The organism is Acinetobacter sp. AOR41_HL, assembly GCF_027854645.1.
Lineage (GTDB): Bacteria > Pseudomonadota > Gammaproteobacteria > Pseudomonadales > Moraxellaceae > Acinetobacter > Acinetobacter nosocomialis.
Map to the genome: position 1 here is coordinate 214,149 of NZ_JAKTHZ010000019.1, position 20,499 is coordinate 234,647.

Genomic DNA, 20,499 nt, shown 5'->3' on the forward strand with positions numbered 1-20,499 from the left:
TTTTAAAAAATTACTGAGTGAATATATAAATTAAAAAAAGCCGTTAGTAAAAATAAATTTTTATAAGGATCTTAAATTGAAAAATTTAAAATAATGATCAAAAAATTATCTCTTTTTTGGAAAATTGTTCAAAAATAGATTATTCATCATGGATTCAGTAGCATTTTTCTATTGCTATGTTATATATACCAGAGTTTAAAGCACTCTTTGCAGTTACTTGAGAAAGCATGTTTCAGTTTATCCAACAGCAAACCGAATTGGTTGATGTCCTTCAACAAATGGATCAATGTTCAACGTACGGACTTGATACAGAATTTATTAAGGTTGATACCCTTTGGCCTAAACTTGGAGTATGTCAAGTTAATGTTAACGGAAATGTATATTTGCTGGATGGCGTGTCGTTAGACTTAAGAGATTTTTGGAAAAAAATCTTTGTTGCTCAACAAAATATTTTTCATGCATGCGGTGAGGATATTGATTTAATCTATCATTATGCCGATGAACAAAATCTATTAAATGTTTTTGATACCCAAGTTGGACTTTCTTTTTTAGGGCATGGTTTACAAGTCAGTTATCAAGGTGCTTTAAAGCTTTGTTTAGAAATCGACATTGAAAAAGATCAAACTCGATCAGATTGGTTAGCAAGACCTTTGTCACCTCAACAGTTATGTTATGCTGCAAATGATGTCCTATACCTTATGCAGTTAGCAAACCATATTAAGGACCAGCTTAAGCAAAAAGGTCTTTATGAGTGTGTTCTTGAAGACTGCCGCAGTTTAACCAAAGAAATTATTAGTGAAACACCAACACCATTACTCTATACAGATGTAGGTAATTATCGACACTCACGCCGTCAATTAATGCAATTGCAAAATTTAAGTGAATGGCGTGAACATATAGTTAAAGCAACCAATCAACCACGTAGTTTTATCCTTAGAAATTCTACAATGATTGATTTGGTTGAAAAAAATCCACGTAATAATTTCCAGTTATCACAAGTAAGAGATATCCGTCCCAATGTTGTTCGTGAATATGGCAAAATTATTCTAGATCTTTTGAAGGATTTACCAGTAGAAGGGCAATGGCCAGCTAAAATTGCTAAACCTTTTAAAATTACATCAAAAGAAACATTAGATAAAATGGATGCATTAATTGCAAACGCAATAGAGCAGACTTCCATTCCGAAAGAAGTTTTACTTCGTAAGAAATGGTTAAATGCAATTCATCAACATGTACTTTCTAAAGGTGATGAACAAGACTTACCTGACTATTTGTTAGGTTGGCGCTATGAATTACTCACTAAACCTCTTATTGAGCTATTTACAGAAGAGAAAGCAAGTCTCTTATTTTAAATTTAAATAGGTGTTTTTAGTTTAAATGCACTTTGTATTTAGAAAATATTTTATTTGATTAATATTTATTCAACTTCTTGTATTTAATCTTGCTTTAAAAATAAGCCTTTTTATAAGGCTATCTTTATAAACTTAAATTTTTGTTTAGTTATACTTTATATATTTAGGTTGTTTTGAAGTTTAAATACTATAAATATGAGTTCATCTTAATTTTATATGATTATGCTGAATTAAATTAACTTTATGCGTGAGAAAAATTCAATTGCGTATATATACAGGTCTGTATATTCTTGGCAACAAGAAAAACAATTTCAAAATAAACAATATATAACTATAAGTTTGTTTCGGTGCAGAAATATAGAGGCCTTCTCGGGGAGAGGAGGCCTCTAATTTTATATACAAAGTCTTAAAAAGTTTTTAAAATCAATAATAAGTTAATATTGAGATTAATTTTTTATGCTATAAATGAAAGTTACTAATAACTAGAGAGATAAACATGACTAATAATTTTAATGCTGAACAGGCAAGAAAAAATGCTAAAGATGTCAAAATAGATCAAGCAATATTGTTGGAAAAAATCTTATCTGGAACTGAAGAAGTCTCGAAAGAAGGTAAACGTCGAGCAGTGTTTCAATTTCCAATAGATGCTTTGCATCCTGAACACATTACGCAGGTAGAGGAAGAGCTAAAGACACGAGGTTTCAACGTTTCAACCAATATTGATCAGTCTGGTACAACCGTCAATATTGAAGTCAGTTTCTAAGCTTTAAACTATTCAAACGCCCATAGATTAGGGCGTTTCTTATAATTTTTTACAATCTAAATTTATAAAAATCAATATATTGTTTGACAGGTTTATGCTTCTTCTGTAGCTTTACTTTTTGAGTGGAATATGGATATGAACTTCCAAACAATACTTTCATCTTTCAAAAATCAATCGACTGGTACAGATGCATTTAAAAACTTAAAAAATGCGTGTGAGCAGTATCTTAAGCAATCTTCAAATTTAAATGAAAAAGCCGCAGCTTATCTTATTTATGGGTTTGCTCGTAGTTATGTCATTTTATATGAAGATGAAGCGGTAACTACTGAGTTTGCACAAGCTTCTAAAGAAACATTAATGAATTACATGAATCATTTAAATGAAGCCTTACTTACTGAAAACCACAGCACAATTTTGTGTGCCTTAAATCAGGTGAGTAATGACTATATGCAGGGCTCAAGAGTCTTTTAAAACTTTTGATTAACTTATTGATAAGATACTTCTTTAGTCCTTAACTTAACTAAAGAAGTATCCAGTAATAATTTTAATGTGATTTTTTCTTGCCGCCACCATCTTGTTTATTGACAGTAGACCATGCGATACGTTCAGCTTCTTCTTGAGAATGACCTCTATCTACTTCACTCTCAACAATATGTTTAGCCTGACGCTTTTGTTTTGCTGTGTAAGATGATTTGTCGCCACGAGACATAGCAAAGACCTCCATATTTTCTTTTAAGATCTTTTATTATTGAAACACATTCGAATTTAAAATCGGTTAAATAATGTCTTATCGTGTATGCATACTTTGAATCTTTTTTAAATCTTATTTTAACTTTTATTGAAAATAAATTTATTATTTTCAATTCTTTAAGATAATTTTAATTTGTTTAAGACTAAGTTTATTGTTTTCAAAATGTAATTTTTTCATTTTATAAAAGTTGATAAAAAGCTTTTTTATGTAAAATTAATACGTTAATAAAGGTTGGAAAATTTAAAACTTTAGAAAATTAAAAGTTATTTATCGACCTTAATGATTGTTGTGGGTTAATATTTCGCGAGAAAAGAAAAAACGACTGATGCGTAAACAAACCTACGTGTGTCTGTTGTTTTTTTTCATGTATGCTGTCCTTAGTTCAAGAGTTGATTTGAAATGCACTGTGATATTTATAGATCGAGCAAAAAAGATGAAATGTACATTTATATTGCTCGTCCAAACTATCCTGATGATGCGGAGCAAGCTGATCCGTTTGAAAAAGTTCCAGAAGCTGTTTTACAAGCATTTGGTCGTGCAACGTTTGTCATGCATTTAGAATTGGCTCCAACACGTAAATTAGCGCGTGTAAATGTTTTACATGTTCTAGACTCATTACAAACAAAAGGTTTCTTTATTCAGATGCCGCCAGAAGGGTTAATTAACCCAAATGCAGTTGAACCAGAGGGCTTACGTGGTGCGTGAAGATCAAGCTGGAGTTCTAAATCAATTACTTTCTTCTCTCGATGCAGTTCCTGAGGAGATCATTGCTTTAACAGCTTATGGCGTTGGCGCTATTATTGCTTTGTGGTGTTGGTGGCGTTTAATGCGCCGCCTACCTGCTACTTTTGGCGCAATAAGCTGGTTAGTTGTTTTTGCCATTTTGGTGACACCAACCGTTTCGGAAGGTCCTAATGCATCTGTAGCTCCAGCTATTTTTGGGCTATTGTTTGGTGTGTTAACTAAAGACAGTCCTTTAATCTGGTCAAATTTATCCTTAATTCTGTTTGTAATCGGTCTAGGTTTGCTTATTGGCTATTGTTGGTCAAAATATACAACAAACAAAAGCATGCGTTCCATCTAACCATTGAAATAGAAAAATAAGGTCTCTACATGTCTGCTGATACCCAACATTTTACCGGTACAGATCAATATATCGCGACTGATAGTCTTAAACTTGCTGTAAAAGCAGCCCGCGCTTTGCAAAAGCCTTTATTGGTTAAAGGTGAGCCGGGTACAGGTAAAACTTTACTTGCTGAGCAAGTGGCAGAAAGCCTCGGTTTAAAACTCATTACTTGGCATATCAAGTCAACAACTAAGGCACAGCAAGGCTTATACGAATACGATGCTGTGTCTCGTTTGCGTGACAGCCAACTTGGTGATGATCGTGTTTACGATATTAAGAACTATATTAAGCCCGGTAAATTGTGGGAAGCTTTCACCAGTGAAGAGCGTTGTGTGCTTTTAATTGATGAAATTGATAAGGCAGATATTGAGTTTCCAAATGACTTGTTACATGAACTTGATAAGATGTCTTTTTATGTTTATGAAACAGGCGAAACAATTACGGCGACTCAACGTCCAATCGTAATTATTACTTCAAATAATGAAAAAGAATTACCAGATGCGTTCTTGCGTCGCTGCTTCTTCCACTATATTGAGTTTCCAGATGAAGCAACGATGCGTGAAATTATCTCGGTACATTTCCCAAATATCTCTGCGACTTTGGTAAATGAAGCTCTGCAAGTTTTCTTCAAACTCCGCGAAATTCCTAACTTAAAGAAACCCCCATCTACATCTGAACTGATCGATTGGTTGAGTCTGCTTATGGCAGATGACATGCCAGAAGATGTACTACGTAATCGAGATACATCAAAAGCGATTCCACCTTTGTATGGCGCACTCATTAAAAACGAACAAGATGTGCAACTGCTTGAACGTTTGGCTTTCATGTCGCGACGTTAAAGGAGGGAATAACCCATGTTTGTGCGGTTATTTTACACCTTACGAAAATATGGTGTTCCAGTCACGACCCGTGAATTGATTGACTTAAATCGTGCGGTGAGTGAAGGTTTAGTTTTTGCCGATCAAGAAGAGTTCTATCAACTTGCTAAAACAATTTTAGTTAAAGATGAACGCTTTTTTGATAAGTTCGATCGTGCCATGAAAGATTACTTTGATGGCATAGAAACCTTTGATATCGATGAATTACTCAAACAAGTCCATAAACTACCAAAAGACTGGTTCGATTTAGAGCTTTTAGAAAAGCATTTAACACCAGAGCAAAGAGCTGAGCTTCAAAAAGCAGGTTCTTTAGAAGAACTGATGAAAATGCTAGAAGAGCGTTTACGTGAACAGCATAAAAAACACCAAGGTGGTAACCGTATGGTTGGCACAGGTGGAACTTCACCTTTTGGTGCTTTTGGTGACCATCCGGAAGGCGTCAGAATTGGTGGGCCGGGCCGTAAACGTTCGGCGGTTAAAGTTTGGGAACAGCGTAAATACCAAAATCTAGATGATGACCAAGTTCTTGGTACTCGCCAAATGCAAATTGCTTTACGACGTTTACGCAAATTTGCCCGGCAAGGCGCTGCCGAAGAGCTAGACGTTGATGGAACAATTCGGGAAACAGCCAAGCAAGGTATCTTGGATGTTCAAATGGTGCCAGAGCGCCGTAATCGAATTAAAGTACTGATGTTGTTTGATGTCGGCGGTTCGATGGATGCGCACATTGCCCAATGTGAAAAGTTATTCAGCGCAGCTAAAACAGAATTTAAAACACTTGAATACTTTTATTTCCATAATTGTCTTTATGACTACGTTTGGAAAGATAACTACCGAAGAACAGCGACTCGCATGAACACATGGGACTTGTTTCATACCTATGGACGTGACTATCGTGTAATTGTCGTAGGTGATGCCAGTATGGCACCGTATGAGCTGAAATCGGTAGGTGGCTCGGTTGAGTATATGAATGATGAAGCAGGTGAAGTTTGGTTACGTCGTCTACGTCAGCATTTTGATAAAACAGCATGGTTAAACCCTGAAACAGAAGGGTATTGGCATTACACCCAAACAATTGGTTGGATTAAAGAGATTTTTGAAAACCACATGTACCCCATGACTTTAAAAGGCATTGAAGATTTAACGCGTTACCTTTCTCGATAAACTTGATAACTTTAATAATTTAAAAAGAGGGATGATATGCAACATCAAATTGATGGTATTGCTTTACCAAATGAGCAAGGATTTTTTGGTGAGTATGGAGGGCAATTTATTCCTCCACATTTAAAAGAAGCAATGGATGAAATTAATGTTGCTTATGAAGAAATCCGCCATACACCAGAGTTTCAAAATGAATTATCAGATCTCTTTGCAAATTATGTAGGTCGTCCAAGTCCTTTATTTCATGCAAAACGCCTTTCAGAACAGTTAGGTGGTGCACAAATTTATTTAAAGCGTGAAGACTTAAACCATACGGGTGCTCATAAAATTAATCACTGTTTAGGTGAGGCTCTTCTTGCTAAGTATATGGGCAAAAAGAAAGTGATTGCCGAGACGGGTGCGGGTCAGCATGGGGTTGCTTTGGCAACAGCATGTGCTTTAGTGGGTATTCCATGTGAAATCCACATGGGTCAAGTCGATATTGAAAAAGAACATCCAAATGTGGTCAAAATGAAAATTTTGGGCGCTCATTTGGTATCGGTAACTCGTGGTACAGCAACCTTAAAAGATGCTGTAGATAGCGCATTTGAAGAATATTTAAAAGACCCTAAAAACTTTATTTATGCCATTGGTTCTGTGGTTGGGCCACATCCATTTCCAAAAATGGTTCGTGATTTTCAATCAATTATCGGTAATGAAATTAAAGAACAGACGCATCAGCGCTTTGGTAAAAGTCCAGATTATGTGGTGGCATGTGTTGGTGGTGGTTCAAATGCAATCGGTGCTTTCACAGCATTTTTAAATGATCTAGATGTAAAACTTGTTGGAGTTGAACCCGCTGGACATGGGCTAGATACAAAGATGCATTCCGCAACCCTAACCTTAGGTAAACCGAGCCAAATTCATGGTATGGCTTGTTATGTACTTGAAAATGAGGCTGGTGAACCTTTGCCGGTGCATTCTATCGCTTCAGGATTGGACTATCCTGGTGTTGGGCCACAACATAGTTTCTTAAAAGATTTAGGACGTGTGGAATATAGCACTGCAACAGATCAAGAATGTTTAGATGCGTTTATGACCCTATCACGAGTTGAAGGTATTGTTCCTGCACTCGAAAGCTCACATGCTGTGGCATGGGCAATACGTGAAGCGCCAAAGCTGCTGAAAGAAACCATGATTGTGGTTAATCTTTCTGGTCGCGGAGACAAAGATTCAGACTATGTTGCAGAAAAGCTTAAGCTTTAAGTCAACTAAACAAGAAAAGCGGTCAATCATAATGGCCGCTTTTTTGTTTTAGAGACTACAATACTGCTACTTATAAACTTCATTATTTCTTAACTAAAACAAAGTATTCTAATTTTAAGTTGAGATTATTACAGATTGAGATGTAAAACACTGGTTCACAAGGCAAAGCGTTGCGTTGCTTTGTCTCACTCAGTAGAATAGTCACTTTGCAAAATTTGCCTTTGGAGACGCCTAAGTGGAGCGACCGACGATTAGCCCTGAACATTTACAGGAAGCTGCTGAAAATTTATCAACAATTCGAGATTTTATTCGTTTTGGGGTATCAGCATTACGTCAACATGATGCACATTTAGGACAAGGCACTGAAGATTATTTTGCAGAAAGTTCTGCATTAGTTTTACAAACCTTATCTCTTGAATGGTCAGCAGATTCAGAGATTTTAGATGCTAAACTTTTACCAAGTGAAAAAGCAGAATTCTTAAGCTTGTTGGAGCGTCGTATTAATGAGCGTATTCCAACTTCTTATTTGTTAAATTTAGCTTACTTCTTCAATAAGCCATTTTATGTCGATGAGCGTGTGCTTATTCCTCGTTCACCAATTGCAGAATTAATTGAGCAACGTTTTGCACCATATTGCTTAGATGAAAATGGTCAAATGCGTGAAGCACTTAACAACTTACCAGAAAATAGCAAGCCTAAGACACCGCAACGTATTTTAGACATGTGTACGGGTTCTGGTTGTATTGCAGTAGCTTTAGCTTATGCTTATCCAGATGCAGAAGTCGATGCAACCGACATTTCTAAAGAAGCTTTAGAAGTAGCATCGATTAACGTTGAACATCACAATAAACAATATCAAGTTGCGTTACTTGAATCTGACTTGTTTGCCAAAATTCCAGCTGAAAATCAGTACGATTTAATTGTAAGTAACCCGCCGTACGTTGATGCCGAAGATATGGCTGATTTACCGGAAGAGTTTTTACATGAGCCTGAACTTGCATTAGCAGCAGGTCAAGATGGTTTAGACTTGGTTCGTAAAATGTTAGCTCAAGCGGCAGATTACTTAACGGAAGATGGTTTAATTGTAATTGAAGTCGGCAACTCTGAATGGGCTATGCGTCAAAACTTCAATACAGTTGAGTTTAACTGGCTGACTTTCCAAAAAGGTGGTTCAGGCATTTTTGCCCTCACTGCTGAACAATGTCGTCGTTATAGAAAACTATTTGCAGAACAAGCTTAAGGAGTTGTACGTATGGCAGGGAACACTATTGGACAACTCTTTCGTGTGACTACATGCGGTGAATCGCATGGGGTTGGTTTAATGGCAATTGTTGATGGCGTGCCGCCAGGTCTTGCATTAACCGAAGAAGATCTGCAAATAGATTTGGACCGTCGTAAGCCGGGTACATCAAAATTTGCGACTCAGCGTAAAGAGCCTGATCAGGTTGAAATCATTTCAGGTGTATTTGAAGGTAAGACGACTGGTACGCCAATTGGTTTGCTTATTCGTAATACTGACCAAAAATCGAAAGATTATGGAAATATTGCGCAAACCTTTAGACCAGGTCATGCGGATTATACTTATACACAAAAGTATGGTTTTCGTGATTATCGTGGTGGTGGTCGTTCAAGTGCTCGTGAAACTGCGATGCGTGTTGCAGCGGGTGCTATTGCAAAGAAATATTTAGCAGAAAAATTTGGTGTCTCGATTCGTGGTCATGTGACTCAAATTGGTAATGAAGTTGCTGAAAAGTTAGATTGGAATGAAGTTCCAAATAATCCTTTTTTCTGTGGCGATGTAGATGCTGTTCCTCGTTTTGAAGCATTGGTTACGTCTTTACGTGAACAAGGTACAAGCTGTGGCGCCAAGTTAGAAATTTTAGCTGAGAAAGTTCCTGTAGGTTGGGGCGAGCCTGTTTTTGACCGTTTAGACGCTGATATTGCACATGCAATGATGAGTATTAATGCGGTTAAAGGCGTTGAAATCGGCGATGGTTTTGCTGTAGCGGGACAGTTCGGACATGAAACACGTGACGAATTGACTAGTCATGGCTTTCTAGCGAATCATGCTGGTGGTATTTTAGGTGGTATTTCAAGTGGTCAAACCATTCGTGTAGCAATTGCACTAAAACCGACTGCAAGTATCACAACTCCAGGTAAAACCATTAATTTAAACCGTGAAGATACCGATGTGTTGACTAAGGGCCGTCATGATCCATGCGTGGGTGTTCGAGCAACTCCAATTGCGGAAGCAATGTTAGCAATTGTGCTAATGGATCATTTTTTACGTCATCGTGCTCAAAATGCCGATGTTGTTCCTCCATTTGAACCAATTGAACCATAGTTCTAGCTCTCGTTAACTAAAAAAAGCCACATAATTTAAAGTATGTGGCTTTTTTATTGAGAGCAATTTTTTAATTAAATATATATCTTTTAACTAATTATTAGGTTAAATCTACGATTTGTTCTTGATTTACAGCAATTTGATACTGATTACGGCCATTTGTTTTTGCCTGATAGAGCGCATGATCAGCACGACTAACAAAAGCAGAAATTGAATCATTTAAACGTGGAATTGTTGTTGCCACACCCGCACTAATGGTTACGTATGGTGAAACACTGCTACATGGATGAACAATGGCGATTTTTTTAATTGCATTCATTAATCTTTCGACTTGAATTTGAGCTTGTTGTGCATTCGTCATAGGGAAGAGCAGCAAGAACTCTTCGCCGCCATAGCGAGCAACTAAATCTCCACTACGAGCAGCAATTGAAGAAATAGCAGTCGCAATATCTTTTAAACACTGATCGCCTTTAAGATGTCCTAAGGTATCGTTATAGGGTTTAAAGAAATCAATATCAACCATCATAATAGTCAGTGGTGTTTCATGGCGCAGTGCACGACGCCACTCATTATCAAGTGTTTCATCAAGATAACGCCGATTAGCAAGTCCGGTTAAAGCATCTTGCTGTGAAAGCAAAGACAACTGCTGCGCTTGTTGCATGAGTTCAATACGGTTGAGCTCAATCATACAGTTTTGTAAATAGTTTTCCCGGTGTTGACGGTCTGTAGCGTAGGCAAGCGTCATTCCTAAGAAACTACTAAACGTATATGTGCGGTTCAAAAACGTCCAATCTATATCGCCTTTTACATAGGTACTGACTAAAATACCAACAAGGCCACCGACCCATCCTGCAATAATGGCAGTATAAAAGCGCATACCTACCGCACCGTAGATAATCACAATTGCATACATCATTGCTGCATGAAAAAGAACATTATCTTGGCCATTTTCTAAAACGTTAATTAAAATAAATGTTATGGCAACTGCAGCAGCAGATCCAATTCCGACATAATAATCAAACCACTGATTTAATTTTTTAATAAATGATAAAATCCATGCGATTAAAACAATTATGCCTACCCAAGAATAATAGCTTAACCAGGACAAAACTTGGTCGGTTGGTAAAACTTGGTATATACCAAAGCTTAAAAATAAATATAATATTAAAATAATAGGTGCTCTATAGCGAAACTCATAGGCTGCACCATTTTGATATTGAAAACGATAGATCGTTTCAAGTTGCTTTGGAAACCATACGAAATTCAATCCGCGTGTGGTTAATAAATCTATTTGTTCCTGTCCCAATATATTGGAACCTTGCAACTTCATAATTAATGCTCTCTATATTGGAAGTTGGCATAAAATGCGACTTGTTTTATTAAAGTTCCATCTAAAAGTATTGGTTATATAATGTGTGGTTTATTCAAAATAATAATACAGATTTTTTAAAAAAGTAATGATTTTTATAGGCCCTTATTGTGATAAAAATCACGACATTTCAATGATTAGCGTCACAATTATCTAAAGATTCAAAACCTTTGAGAAAAAATTACAAATGGTCGATTAAAGATTGTATCTTTATCATTTTCGGATAGACTTATAGCCGTGAAGTACAGATGATTGCTGTCATATAAATAGGAAAATTAGCAATGACTGCTCTAAATCAATATGGAATGAGTTTAGAAATTACGCCGCATAATGGATGGTCTCAGCGGTTTTGGGAGGATCTTTTACCAGTTAAGGAACGGGTGAGTAAACATCCGTTTTTTACTGAAATGGCCAATGGGGGATTGAGCCTAGAAAGTTTCCGCTATGCTTTGCTTAATTTCTATCCATTGGTAGCGCATTTCCCGTCATATATGGCTGGTGCGTTAGCTAAAGCAACTGCTTTTGCAGAACCAGGTGTAACAGAAACACGAGACTGGTTAATTCAAAATATTAAGGTCGAAGAGCGCCATTTACAGTGGTATCGTGATTGGGCTAAAGGTTTTGGATTAACTGTAGAACAGCTTGATAGCGTGCGCCCCCCAGCTGCAATGAATGCTGTGAATCACTTTTTATGGAATATGAGTCATCGCGGTAACTTGGCTGAATGTTTGGCTGCGACCAATTTGGCAATTGAATGGGCGACAGGTGATTGGTCTATTCAAGTTTATAAAGGTATTCACGCTTATACAGATCACCCTGAAGTTACGATTGATAAACGCTCTTTAGCATGGTTACGTGCTCATGCTCATTATGATGATTTACATCCTTATGAAGCCATGGAGTTGATTAAGCGGTTGTCGAATGACCGACCTGATTGGCAGCAAAAAGCATTTCATGCTGCTGAAGAAGGGTTACGTTATTATGAACTAGCTTTAGATGATTGCTATAGGGTACAGCTTCAAGCCTCCGCTTAATTTCATTTAAAAGAGGGAGAATATTGTTAGATATTCTCCCTTTTATTTTATTCAAGCAATTTTAAGAGCTTTGCCCGATAAGGCGTTTCTTCAGGCAGAAGCTCAAGTAAGCGTTCAACGGCATCAACACGGTCAGGAACGCGGCTAACCACACGTAATAGTTGGTCTACATCATCAATTTGATAGATAACATGACTCAAGCGGGCATCAAAGCAATCTCTCCAAGCACACAAAAATGGGCTTTCTGATTTGGCTAAAAAACTACCTCTATACAGTGTCAAAGTGGTGGCAGTAAAACCTAAGTTTAGTGCTTGCTCAGCCATAAGAAAGTCACATTGAATTTCACAGTTAAGTCTATATGGTCGTGACTCGATCACATCGGGAATCAGGTTTCGAAGCTGTGAAAGCTCGGCTTTTAGTGTAGTGGTACTCACTGGCCGATCGCCATATAAGGCATAGTGAAGCTCTTCTAGGTTTATGCCTTCCGGGCATAAAGCAAGAATACATAAAATTTCGATTTGGCGCTGCGTGAGTGTTAAACCATGTTGGTTATATTGAATTTTAGGTGTGCCTAGCGCCTTAATATATAAAATGTTCTTTTGATGAAGTTGAATGGCTTGTTTTACAATATCGGCACAGCGTTCAACCGCTAAAATTCCCAGTGAATTATGCTTTTGATACTTAGTTGATAAGTTCATAATGCCATAAAACTGGCCGGTGTTTGCATCGGTGATCGGAGCTGCATAACATACCCAGTCTCTAACACTGTTCATCTGGTTTTCATGTGAATAAACACAGCTTGCTGAATGTGTATTCAGGGCAAGACCAATTGCATTTTGACCAACTGCTTGAGTTGACCATTGTCCACCTTCAACAAAATGGACTTGTTCAGCAGATGAACGCATAGGTGTACTACTCCATGTCCAGAGTAAAGTACCATGGGGGTCAGTTACCCCAATTGCCATATCTGCATCTTCAGCAATATGCATCAAATTTCTATGGCACTCTTGGATTGAACGACCAAATAAGGAATGTTGCCATTCCTGATCTAGAACAAATATAGGAGCCGCATCTAGATCGAGTGACGGCTTTTTTCCTAAACAAGGTGTTTCCGAGATTGTTTCCGGTCTAAAGAAAGACGGAAGGTTGTCTGTAGAAGGCAATAATAATTGTTTTGACATATCCATATCGAAGTTCCTTTATCGTTGAAATGGCGTATCCGTGGCCGCTCAACAGGTTTAGCTTTCTTATTGTGACTATTTCCTCGTTATTTCATTTACCTTAAATAATTTTAAACAGTTTGACTATTATCCTATTGGGTAAGTTTTGTTATTTCGCCTCGTCCTATGACAAAACGTCCTCTCTTGAAAATGGCTTTGGTGCAGGTTCACCGAAATATTGCCGATCGGCAAAATAGCTAGAACGGACCATTGGTGCACTCCAGATATTTTTAAAGCCTAAACGCTTACCATGCTGTGTGTATCTTTCAAATTCTTGTAAATTCACAAACCGGTGAATAGTGGCATGTGATTTAGAGGGCTGTAAATATTGTCCAATAGTCACTAAATCTACATCATGATCTTTTAAATCATTGAGTATAGCAATAACCTCAGCTTCAATTTCTCCTAACCCTACCATTAGGCCGCATTTAGTTTTGATATCTGGACAGTATTTTTTAAAACGTTTTAATAAATTTAGTGAATGCTGATAGTCCGAACCGGGACGCATCGCTTTATATAAACGTGGCACTGTCTCAATATTATGATTAAACACATCGGGTGGTGATAAGCTTAATGTAGAGAGTGCTGTTTCTAAACGGCCACGAAAGTCTGGAACTAAAATTTCAATTAGCGTGTCTGGACAACGGTTTCTGATTTCTTCAATACACTTCACAAAATGTGCTGCGCCACCATCGTGTAGATCATCACGGTCTACAGAGGTAATGACTACATATTTTAAGTTTAGATTAGCGACCGTCTCAGCTAGATGTTTAGGTTCATTTTCATCTAAAGGCATTGGACGACCATGTGCTACATCGCAGAAAGGACAACGTCTTGTACAAATATCTCCCATAATCATAAAGGTTGCTGTACCACCACCAAAACATTCAGGTAGATTTGGACATGCGGCTTCTTCACAAACACTATGTAGCTTTTGTTGGCGTAATAAATTTTTGATACGTTGAATTTCTTCGAAATCAGTTATTTTTGCTCGAATCCATTCAGGTTTTTTAGGTAATTCTTCGGTAGGTAAAATTTTAATAGGAATACGAGAAACTTTATCTATTCCTCTTAATTTAATACCTGTTTCTATTTGCCTTTTTAAGTCCATATATAAAATTCCATTTTATATTAAATAAATTTTCAACTAGACTGTTTATAATAAAAACCTTATTTATATAAACAAAAAAATAAAGAATTTATTAATGCGTGTAGTGCACAGCAAATATTATAAATTAATAAAGGTTGGTTAAAGGTTTGTTTTGCAATCATATGAAATTTATTAAAATATTTTAATTTTATTTTTGCGGTGTAAGTTAGTGAAAAATAAAAAATAATAGCTAAAAAACTTATTTTAAACTTTTTAGTCTAATAGCATATTAAATTAAATTGAGCTTTATTATTTATAGCGAAATATATAGAACTCGCTGAAACTTGGTTGATTTTTAATAATCAAGATAATAAAGGAAAAGGATATGCAATTAACGGAAGAGCAATTACTCGCAGCATATAAACGCATGCGTGATATTCGTGAATTTGAAGATCGACTTCATGAAGAAAATACCAATGGTGATATTCCCGGCTTTATTCACTTATATAGCGGAGAAGAAGCTGTTGCAGTCGGTATTTGTGAAAATCTAACCGACAAAGACTATATCACTTCAACACACCGTGGACATGGACACTGTATTGCAAAAGGATGCGACATTCACGCCATGATGCTGGAAATTTTCGGTAAAGATGACGGGCTGTGCCGTGGAAAAGGCGGTTCTATGCATATTGCCGACTTAGACAAAGGTATGCTCGGTGCCAACGGGATTGTGGGTGGTGGACCTCCTTTAGCAATTGGTGCAGCTTTGACAGCAAAAACCTTAAAGACTGGTGGCGTCGGACTGTCTTTTACAGGTGACGGCGGCTCAAACCAAGGTCTTACTTTTGAAGCGATGAACATGGCTGTTGTTCTTAAACTTCCAGTAATTTTCGTTTTTGAAAATAACGGCTTTGGTGAAGGTACTGGTCATGATTACGCAGTAGGAAGCAAAGACATTGCTGGCCGTGCAGCAGGCTTTGGTTTACCGGCAGTTAAAGTTGACGGTACAGACTTCTTTGCTGTCTATGAAGCCGCTCAAACTGCCATTGAACGCGCGCGCCGTGGTGAAGGTCCAAGCGTGATTGAAACCATCACAAACCGTTTTTATGGCCACTTCGAAGGTGACCCTGGCTTGATTCGTTCTAAAGAAGAAGTCGAGTTCATTAAAGAAAATAAAGATCCTTTGAAAATTTTCCGTGAGAAAGTCAAAGGCAAAATTGATGAAGCCAAACTAGACGAGATTGATGCAGCTTCAAAGGCAAATGTTGATGATGCCGTTGCAAAAGCCCGTGCTGCGGCATATCCGAAACCAGAACAACTCCTTACTGACGTCTATGTCTCTTACTAAAGGAATAGTAAAGATGCCAAATAAAAGTTTTCGTAATGCAATTAAAGAAGCCATTGAATCAGAAATGCGCCGTGATCCAACCGTATTTGTTGTTGGTGAAGATGTTCGCGGTGGGCACGGCGGTAAAAATACTGAAGAAAACCAGTTAGAAGGTTTCGGTGGTGTATTGGGCGTAACCAAAGGTTTATGGACAGAATTTGGTTCGGAACGTGTTATTGATACGCCAATTACCGAGTCTGCAATTATCGGTATGGCTGCTGGTGCTGCAGCAACAGGTTTACGTCCTGTTGCCGATTTAATGTTTATGGATTTCTATGGCGTGTGTCATGACATGCTCTATAACCAAGCCGCTAAATTCCGTTATATGTTCGGTGGAAAGGCAAAAGCACCCATGGTTGTACGTGGCATGATCGGCGCAGGTTTTTCTGCAGCAGCTCAGCATTCTCAGTCGCCATATAACGTATTTGCCGCGGTTCCGGGCTTAAAAGTTGTAGTTCCATCTAGCCCATATGATGTGAAAGGGCTATTAATTCAGGCTATTCGTGATGATGACCCTGTAGTGTTCTGTGAACATAAAATGCTTTATGACATTAAAGGCGAAGTTCCTGATGAGGCCTATACCATTCCTTTTGGTGTAGCAAATTACACCCGCGAAGGGACAGACGTGACCATTATTGCTTTAGGCCTGATGGTACATCGCGCCAATGAAGTAGCAGACAAACTGGCAAAAGATGGTATTTCGGTTGAAGTGGTCGACCCTCGAACGATTTCACCTCTGGATGAAGAAGGAATTTTAGAGTCTGTTGCATCGACTGGGCGTGTGGTTATTGTGGATGAATCAGCAGCACGCTGTGGCTTTGGTCATGATGTTGCTGCCCTGATCGCCCAAAAAGGTTTCCACTATTTGAAAGCACCTGTTGAACTCGTAACGCCACCACATACGCCTGTTCCATTCTCTCCAGTTTTAGAAAAAGAATGGATTCCAAGTGTAGAGCGTATTGAGCAAGCTGTGCGAAAAACATTGGAGGCTTAGGATGAGCGAAATTAAAACGCTGGAGATCCCAAAATGGGGATTATCCATGGAAGAAGGCACGGTTGCCCAATGGTTGATTAAAGAGGGTGATAGCTTTAATAAGGGCGATGAAATTTGTGAAATTGAAACCACAAAAATCGTCAATGTGTTAGAAGCGCCTTTTGCTGGAACGCTCCGTAAAATTTTAGCGAAAGATGGTGATACTTTACCTGTTGGTGGCCTTATTGCCGTATGTGCTGATAGTGAAGTTTCTGATGCAGAAATTGAAAAGTTTATCGCATCACTAGGTGGTTCAGCAGCTCAAGCATCTGAAGCACCTTCGCAGCAAAGTAAAGCGGAAACATCTGCACCTGTTGCTGAAAAAGCAGAACAACCACAGACTGTAGTAGCTAGTGCTTCAGCTCCTGCAAAGGTAGCGAAAGATGACTACGCTGTACCAGAGTCATTACAAGGCTATCAAACATCTAATGAGTTGTTTGCAACGCCGCATGCGTTAAAGCTTGCAGAAAAACATAATGTAAACTTGGCAAAAGTCACAGGTTCTGGTCGTGAAGGACGTATTAGTATTCAAGACATCCAGAAGGCTGTACAGGCTGCTGGTGGTCAATGGCCTGATGTTAAGCAGCAAACTCAAGCTAAAGTGGTTAAATCTACGGCCGATGATAGCCAAGTTTTAGCGACACCTGTAGCACGCCGTTTAGCAAAACAATGGGGCATTAACCTAAATGATTGCCGTGTTTCAGGTACTCGTGGCCGTGTCTGTAAAGAAGATGTTGAGGCAGTTTACTATCGTAATAACCCAACATCGGTAAATGAACAACCTGTGCAATGTGTAGCTCAACCACAATCGACCATTACTACTGTGGCGATGAATGGGATGCGGAAAGCAATTGCTTCACGGTTACAGGCTGCAAAACGTAACGCACCGCATTTCCGCTTAGTGGTCGATCTTAACGTAGAGGCTTTGCAAAAACTACGTAAGCAGATTAATGAGACTGTTCCACAAGTGAAACTTTCGATTAATGACATGCTAATTAAAGCAGCTGCCGCCGCGCTGATTAAAGTACCTGAGGTGAATGTTCAATTTGATGAGGCGACTCAATCAATTTTACAGTTCTCTCAAGCGGATATTTCGGTGGCCGTAGCTATTCCAAACGGTTTAATTACACCAATTGTGAAAGCTGTGAATCAGAAGTCTTTAGCACAGATTTCCGATGACATGCGTGATTTGGCAACGCGTGCCAAGACTGGCAAGTTACAACCGGATGAGTTTCAGGGAGGTAGCTTTAGTATTTCAAATTTAGGAATGTTAGGCATTAAACAGTTCGATGCCATTATTAACCCACCGCAAGGTGCAATTATAGCATTAGGTGCTTCTGAATCACGTGCTGTTGTTGAAAATGGCAATGTAGTGGTTCGTGAGATTGTCACAGCGACGTTGTCATGCGATCACCGAGTCATTGATGGCGCAGTTGGGGCGAAATTCTTGGCCAGCTTTAAGCAGTTTGTTGAAAACCCTGCTTTAATTTTGGTGTAGGAGAACCCGCATGTCAGAAGCTCAATTTGATTTAATTTTGATTGGCGCGGGACCGGGTGGGTATGTGGCTGCAATTCGTGCAGCCCAGCTCGGGTTAAAAACCGCAATTGTAGAAGAGCAACATTTAGGCGGAATTTGTCTAAATTGGGGCTGTATACCAACTAAAGCTTTGCTTGCAGGCGCAGAGCTCGCAACACAGTTTAAACATGCCGGACAGTTTGGTTTTCAGGTATCCCAACTCGATTTTGATATTCAAAAGCTTGTGCAACATAGCCGACAAGTGTCAGCTCAATTAGTACAAGGCATCGATTACTTGCTTAAAAAGAATCAGGTGACCGTGTTTAATGGTCGTGCTCAGCTTACGGCAAAAGAAAAAATTGCAGTGACCGATGCTCAAGGTAACAGTCAGGATTTGAGTGCACCACATATCATTTTGGCAACTGGAGCTAAAGCTCGACATATTCCTCAACTTCCTGTCGATGGAACATATGTCTGGAGCTATAAAGAAGCGCTTGTTCCAGAGCAGTTACCGAAAAGTTTGCTGGTTGTAGGTTCAGGTGCAATTGGTAGTGAGTTTGCCAGCCTTTATCAAGACTTGGGTTGTCAGGTAACTTTAATTGATTTGGCTAAACAAATTTTACCAACCGAAGATGCAGAAGTTGCTCAATTTGTCAGAAAACAGTTTGAACAAAAAGGAATGAAAGTCTTAACCGATGCTGTCGTTCAAAGTATTCAAATTGAAAATGGTCAAGTTCACTGTGTGGTTGAAACGGCAAATGATATTCAAACGCTTGTTTTTGAGCGTGTACTTTCGGCAATTGGTGTACAGCCGAATACCACAGGGCTAGGACTAGAACGTTTAGGTGTAGAACTGAATCCACAAGGTTTTGTGGCAATTGATGACTATTGTAAAACCAACGTAGCAGGGCTTTATGCGATTGGTGATGTGGCTGGTGCACCGTGTCTTGCCCATAAAGCAAGCCATGAAGCCATGGTCTGTGTCGAGAAAATTGCTGGTGTAGCAAACGTCCATTCACTCGATCGTAGCCAGATTCCGGGTTGTATTTTTACTCATCCACAAGTGGCGAGTATTGGTTTAACAGAAAATGCAGCAAAAGCTCGGAATTTACCTATACGAATTGGCAAGTTTTCTTTAACTGCAAATGGTAAAGCTTTGGCAATTGGAGATACGTCAGGTTTCGTTAAAACGGTGGTACATGCAGAGACGGGTGAATTACTTGGTGCACATATGGTCGGCCATGAAGTGACCGAACATATCCAAGGATTTGCCATTGCGAAATATCTAGAAGCAACTGATGAAAGTTTAGCTAAAGTGATTTTCCCGCATCCAACATTATCAGAAGCCATGCATGAATCCATTTTGGCTTCCATGCAACGAGCGATTCATATGTAGAAATTCTACATTTACAGGAGTTGAACATGGTTAAGGGATTAAAAAATAAAGTCGTTTTAGTGACTGGGGCAGCTCAAGGCATTGGCCGTGGGATTGCCCTACGCTTGGCGCAAGAAGGGGCACATATTGCATTAGTGGATATGAAACAAGAACGAATAAACGATGTGCAGCAGGAAATTCAGGCCTTAGGTGTAAATGCGAGCACTTTTATTGCTGATGTAAGTGACCGCGAGCAAGTGTATGCCGCTATAAATCATGCTGAGCAGACCCTTGGTGGGTTTGATGTCATGATTAATAACGCTGGAATTGCCCAAGTTCAAGCGATTGCTGATATCACACCCGACGAATTTCAAAAAATTGTTGATATTAATATTGGCGGTGTGCTGTGGGGCATACAGGCTGCTGCTGCAAAATTTAAGCAGCGGCAACATAAAGGTAAAATCATTAATGCTTGCTCAATTGCAGGCCACGACGGGTTTGCTTTACTCGGTATTTACTCGGCAACTAAATTTGCGGTACGAGCACTTACCCAAGCCGCGGCAAAAGAATATGCTAGTCACGGTATTACGGTAAATGGATATTGCCCCGGAATTGTCGGAACGGACATGTGGGTTGAAATTGATAAGCGTTTTGCTGAAATTACGGGTGCAGCAATTGGTGAAACTTATAAAAAATATGTGGAAGGCATTGCTTTAGGTAGAGCCCAAACACCAGACGATGTAGCTGCATTAGTTGCTTTTCTGGCAAGTGAAGATTCGGACTATATTACGGGTCAATCCATTTTAACGGACGGCGGAATTGTCTATCGCTAAAATAACATCCTGATTTGAGGGA

Annotated in this window: 20 protein-coding genes; 16 read left to right on the plus strand and 4 right to left on the minus strand. The window is 38.7% G+C overall.

Annotated elements, in window-relative coordinates:
* Positions 1-227 precede the first annotated feature (227 nt).
* From MKL35_RS06820 to MKL35_RS06830, 3 genes are all read left to right on the plus strand, one after another.
* Positions 228-1,352, plus strand: coding sequence for a ribonuclease D (locus tag MKL35_RS06820; RefSeq protein ID WP_002049871.1), 1,125 nt, complete (start codon positions 228-230; stop codon positions 1,350-1,352).
* Between the two features lie 496 nt (positions 1,353-1,848).
* Entirely contained in the window at positions 1,849-2,115 is a 267-nt protein-coding gene (locus MKL35_RS06825) for a hypothetical protein (protein WP_004708919.1), read from the plus strand.
* Positions 2,116-2,244: 129 nt separating this feature from the next.
* Positions 2,245-2,586 carry a hypothetical protein gene (locus MKL35_RS06830; RefSeq protein ID WP_032011988.1) on the plus strand — a complete coding sequence of 114 codons (342 nt, stop codon included), beginning with the start codon at positions 2,245-2,247 and terminating at the stop codon, positions 2,584-2,586.
* Between the two features lie 73 nt (positions 2,587-2,659).
* On the opposite strand, the gene MKL35_RS06835 is transcribed toward MKL35_RS06830, so the two are convergent.
* Positions 2,660-2,824 carry a hypothetical protein gene (locus MKL35_RS06835; RefSeq protein WP_000086293.1) on the minus strand — a complete coding sequence of 55 codons (165 nt, stop codon included), beginning with the start codon at positions 2,822-2,824 and terminating at the stop codon, positions 2,660-2,662.
* A 441-nt stretch (positions 2,825-3,265) separates the two neighbouring features.
* Here MKL35_RS06835 and MKL35_RS06840 point away from each other — a divergent pair, with 441 nt between their 5' ends.
* From MKL35_RS06840 to aroC, 7 genes are all read left to right on the plus strand, one after another.
* Positions 3,266-3,571, plus strand: a complete 306-nt coding sequence (locus tag MKL35_RS06840; RefSeq protein WP_002049830.1) for a YcgL domain-containing protein — start codon at positions 3,266-3,268, stop codon at positions 3,569-3,571.
* Positions 3,564-3,950: a hypothetical protein gene (locus tag MKL35_RS06845; protein ID WP_002050047.1), complete on the plus strand. Its 387-nt coding sequence runs from the start codon at positions 3,564-3,566 to the stop codon at positions 3,948-3,950. The genes MKL35_RS06840 and MKL35_RS06845 overlap by 8 nt, the downstream gene beginning before the upstream one ends.
* Positions 3,951-3,979: 29 nt before the next feature.
* On the plus strand, positions 3,980-4,831 hold the full coding sequence (locus tag MKL35_RS06850; RefSeq protein WP_001271636.1) for an AAA family ATPase: 852 nt from the start codon (positions 3,980-3,982) through the stop codon (positions 4,829-4,831).
* Between the two features lie 15 nt (positions 4,832-4,846).
* Positions 4,847-6,034, plus strand: a complete 1,188-nt coding sequence (locus MKL35_RS06855; protein WP_000498059.1) for a vWA domain-containing protein — start codon at positions 4,847-4,849, stop codon at positions 6,032-6,034.
* Positions 6,035-6,070: 36 nt separating this feature from the next.
* Positions 6,071-7,276: a tryptophan synthase subunit beta gene (trpB, locus tag MKL35_RS06860; RefSeq protein WP_032011989.1), complete on the plus strand. Its 1,206-nt coding sequence runs from the start codon at positions 6,071-6,073 to the stop codon at positions 7,274-7,276.
* Positions 7,277-7,511: 235 nt separating this feature from the next.
* Positions 7,512-8,516, plus strand: coding sequence for a 50S ribosomal protein L3 N(5)-glutamine methyltransferase (gene prmB / locus MKL35_RS06865; protein WP_002049811.1), 1,005 nt, complete (start codon positions 7,512-7,514; stop codon positions 8,514-8,516).
* A gap of 12 nt (positions 8,517-8,528) precedes the next feature.
* The gene (gene aroC, locus MKL35_RS06870) at positions 8,529-9,620 is read left to right on the plus strand and encodes a chorismate synthase (RefSeq protein WP_032011991.1); all 1,092 of its coding nucleotides are present in this window, start codon (positions 8,529-8,531) and stop codon (positions 9,618-9,620) included.
* A gap of 100 nt (positions 9,621-9,720) precedes the next feature.
* Here the strand turns inward: aroC and MKL35_RS06875 are convergent, their stop codons facing one another.
* Positions 9,721-10,950 (minus strand): GGDEF domain-containing protein, encoded by a 1,230-nt coding sequence (locus tag MKL35_RS06875; protein ID WP_002050016.1) that lies wholly within the window; start codon positions 10,948-10,950, stop codon positions 9,721-9,723.
* A gap of 320 nt (positions 10,951-11,270) precedes the next feature.
* On the opposite strand from MKL35_RS06875, the gene MKL35_RS06880 reads away from it, so the two are divergent.
* A complete protein-coding gene (locus MKL35_RS06880; protein WP_004708909.1) occupies positions 11,271-12,023 on the plus strand; it encodes a TenA family transcriptional regulator in 753 nt (250 codons plus the stop codon).
* Positions 12,024-12,070: 47 nt separating this feature from the next.
* On the opposite strand, the gene MKL35_RS06885 is transcribed toward MKL35_RS06880, so the two are convergent.
* Together MKL35_RS06885 and lipA are read right to left on the minus strand one after the other, a co-directional pair.
* A complete protein-coding gene (locus tag MKL35_RS06885; protein WP_032011993.1) occupies positions 12,071-13,210 on the minus strand; it encodes a helix-turn-helix domain-containing protein in 1,140 nt (379 codons plus the stop codon).
* A 157-nt stretch (positions 13,211-13,367) separates the two neighbouring features.
* On the minus strand, positions 13,368-14,354 hold the full coding sequence (gene lipA / locus MKL35_RS06890) for a lipoyl synthase (protein ID WP_032011994.1): 987 nt from the start codon (positions 14,352-14,354) through the stop codon (positions 13,368-13,370).
* Positions 14,355-14,718: 364 nt separating this feature from the next.
* On the opposite strand from lipA, the gene MKL35_RS06895 reads away from it, so the two are divergent.
* Genes MKL35_RS06895 through MKL35_RS06915 form a run of 5 tightly spaced genes read left to right on the plus strand, consistent with a single transcriptional unit; the run spans position 14,719 to position 20,477 of the window.
* Complete coding sequence (locus MKL35_RS06895) at positions 14,719-15,681, plus strand: thiamine pyrophosphate-dependent dehydrogenase E1 component subunit alpha (protein WP_001177517.1); 963 nt, start codon at positions 14,719-14,721, stop codon at positions 15,679-15,681.
* A gap of 13 nt (positions 15,682-15,694) precedes the next feature.
* Complete coding sequence (locus tag MKL35_RS06900) at positions 15,695-16,714, plus strand: alpha-ketoacid dehydrogenase subunit beta (protein ID WP_016805198.1); 1,020 nt, start codon at positions 15,695-15,697, stop codon at positions 16,712-16,714.
* A 1-nt stretch (position 16,715) separates the two neighbouring features.
* Positions 16,716-18,251 carry a 2-oxo acid dehydrogenase subunit E2 gene (locus MKL35_RS06905; protein ID WP_050598867.1) on the plus strand — a complete coding sequence of 512 codons (1,536 nt, stop codon included), beginning with the start codon at positions 16,716-16,718 and terminating at the stop codon, positions 18,249-18,251.
* 10 nt (positions 18,252-18,261) lie between these two features.
* Positions 18,262-19,665, plus strand: coding sequence for a dihydrolipoyl dehydrogenase (gene lpdA / locus MKL35_RS06910; protein ID WP_032011996.1), 1,404 nt, complete (start codon positions 18,262-18,264; stop codon positions 19,663-19,665).
* A 26-nt stretch (positions 19,666-19,691) separates the two neighbouring features.
* Entirely contained in the window at positions 19,692-20,477 is a 786-nt protein-coding gene (locus MKL35_RS06915) for an acetoin reductase (protein WP_032011997.1), read from the plus strand.
* The last annotated feature ends 22 nt before the right edge of the window (positions 20,478-20,499 follow it).

Excerpts from the sequence above, each read along its gene's own strand:
- MKL35_RS06820 (WP_002049871.1), top strand. The coding sequence starts at position 228 with ATGTTTCAGTTTATCCAACAGCAAACCGAATTGGTTGATGTCCTTCAA.
- MKL35_RS06825 (WP_004708919.1), top strand. The coding sequence starts at position 1,849 with ATGACTAATAATTTTAATGCTGAACAGGCAAGAAAAAATGCTAAAGAT.
- MKL35_RS06830 (WP_032011988.1), top strand. The coding sequence starts at position 2,245 with ATGGATATGAACTTCCAAACAATACTTTCATCTTTCAAAAATCAATCG.
- MKL35_RS06835 (WP_000086293.1), bottom strand. The coding sequence starts at position 2,824 with ATGTCTCGTGGCGACAAATCATCTTACACAGCAAAACAAAAGCGTCAG.
- MKL35_RS06840 (WP_002049830.1), top strand. The coding sequence starts at position 3,266 with ATGCACTGTGATATTTATAGATCGAGCAAAAAAGATGAAATGTACATT.
- MKL35_RS06850 (WP_001271636.1), top strand. The coding sequence starts at position 3,980 with ATGTCTGCTGATACCCAACATTTTACCGGTACAGATCAATATATCGCG.
- MKL35_RS06855 (WP_000498059.1), top strand. The coding sequence starts at position 4,847 with ATGTTTGTGCGGTTATTTTACACCTTACGAAAATATGGTGTTCCAGTC.
- trpB (WP_032011989.1), top strand. The coding sequence starts at position 6,071 with ATGCAACATCAAATTGATGGTATTGCTTTACCAAATGAGCAAGGATTT.
- aroC (WP_032011991.1), top strand. The coding sequence starts at position 8,529 with ATGGCAGGGAACACTATTGGACAACTCTTTCGTGTGACTACATGCGGT.
- MKL35_RS06875 (WP_002050016.1), bottom strand. The coding sequence starts at position 10,950 with ATGAAGTTGCAAGGTTCCAATATATTGGGACAGGAACAAATAGATTTA.
- MKL35_RS06880 (WP_004708909.1), top strand. The coding sequence starts at position 11,271 with ATGACTGCTCTAAATCAATATGGAATGAGTTTAGAAATTACGCCGCAT.
- MKL35_RS06885 (WP_032011993.1), bottom strand. The coding sequence starts at position 13,210 with ATGGATATGTCAAAACAATTATTATTGCCTTCTACAGACAACCTTCCG.
- lipA (WP_032011994.1), bottom strand. The coding sequence starts at position 14,354 with ATGGACTTAAAAAGGCAAATAGAAACAGGTATTAAATTAAGAGGAATA.
- MKL35_RS06895 (WP_001177517.1), top strand. The coding sequence starts at position 14,719 with ATGCAATTAACGGAAGAGCAATTACTCGCAGCATATAAACGCATGCGT.
- MKL35_RS06900 (WP_016805198.1), top strand. The coding sequence starts at position 15,695 with ATGCCAAATAAAAGTTTTCGTAATGCAATTAAAGAAGCCATTGAATCA.
- MKL35_RS06905 (WP_050598867.1), top strand. The coding sequence starts at position 16,716 with ATGAGCGAAATTAAAACGCTGGAGATCCCAAAATGGGGATTATCCATG.
- lpdA (WP_032011996.1), top strand. The coding sequence starts at position 18,262 with ATGTCAGAAGCTCAATTTGATTTAATTTTGATTGGCGCGGGACCGGGT.
- MKL35_RS06915 (WP_032011997.1), top strand. The coding sequence starts at position 19,692 with ATGGTTAAGGGATTAAAAAATAAAGTCGTTTTAGTGACTGGGGCAGCT.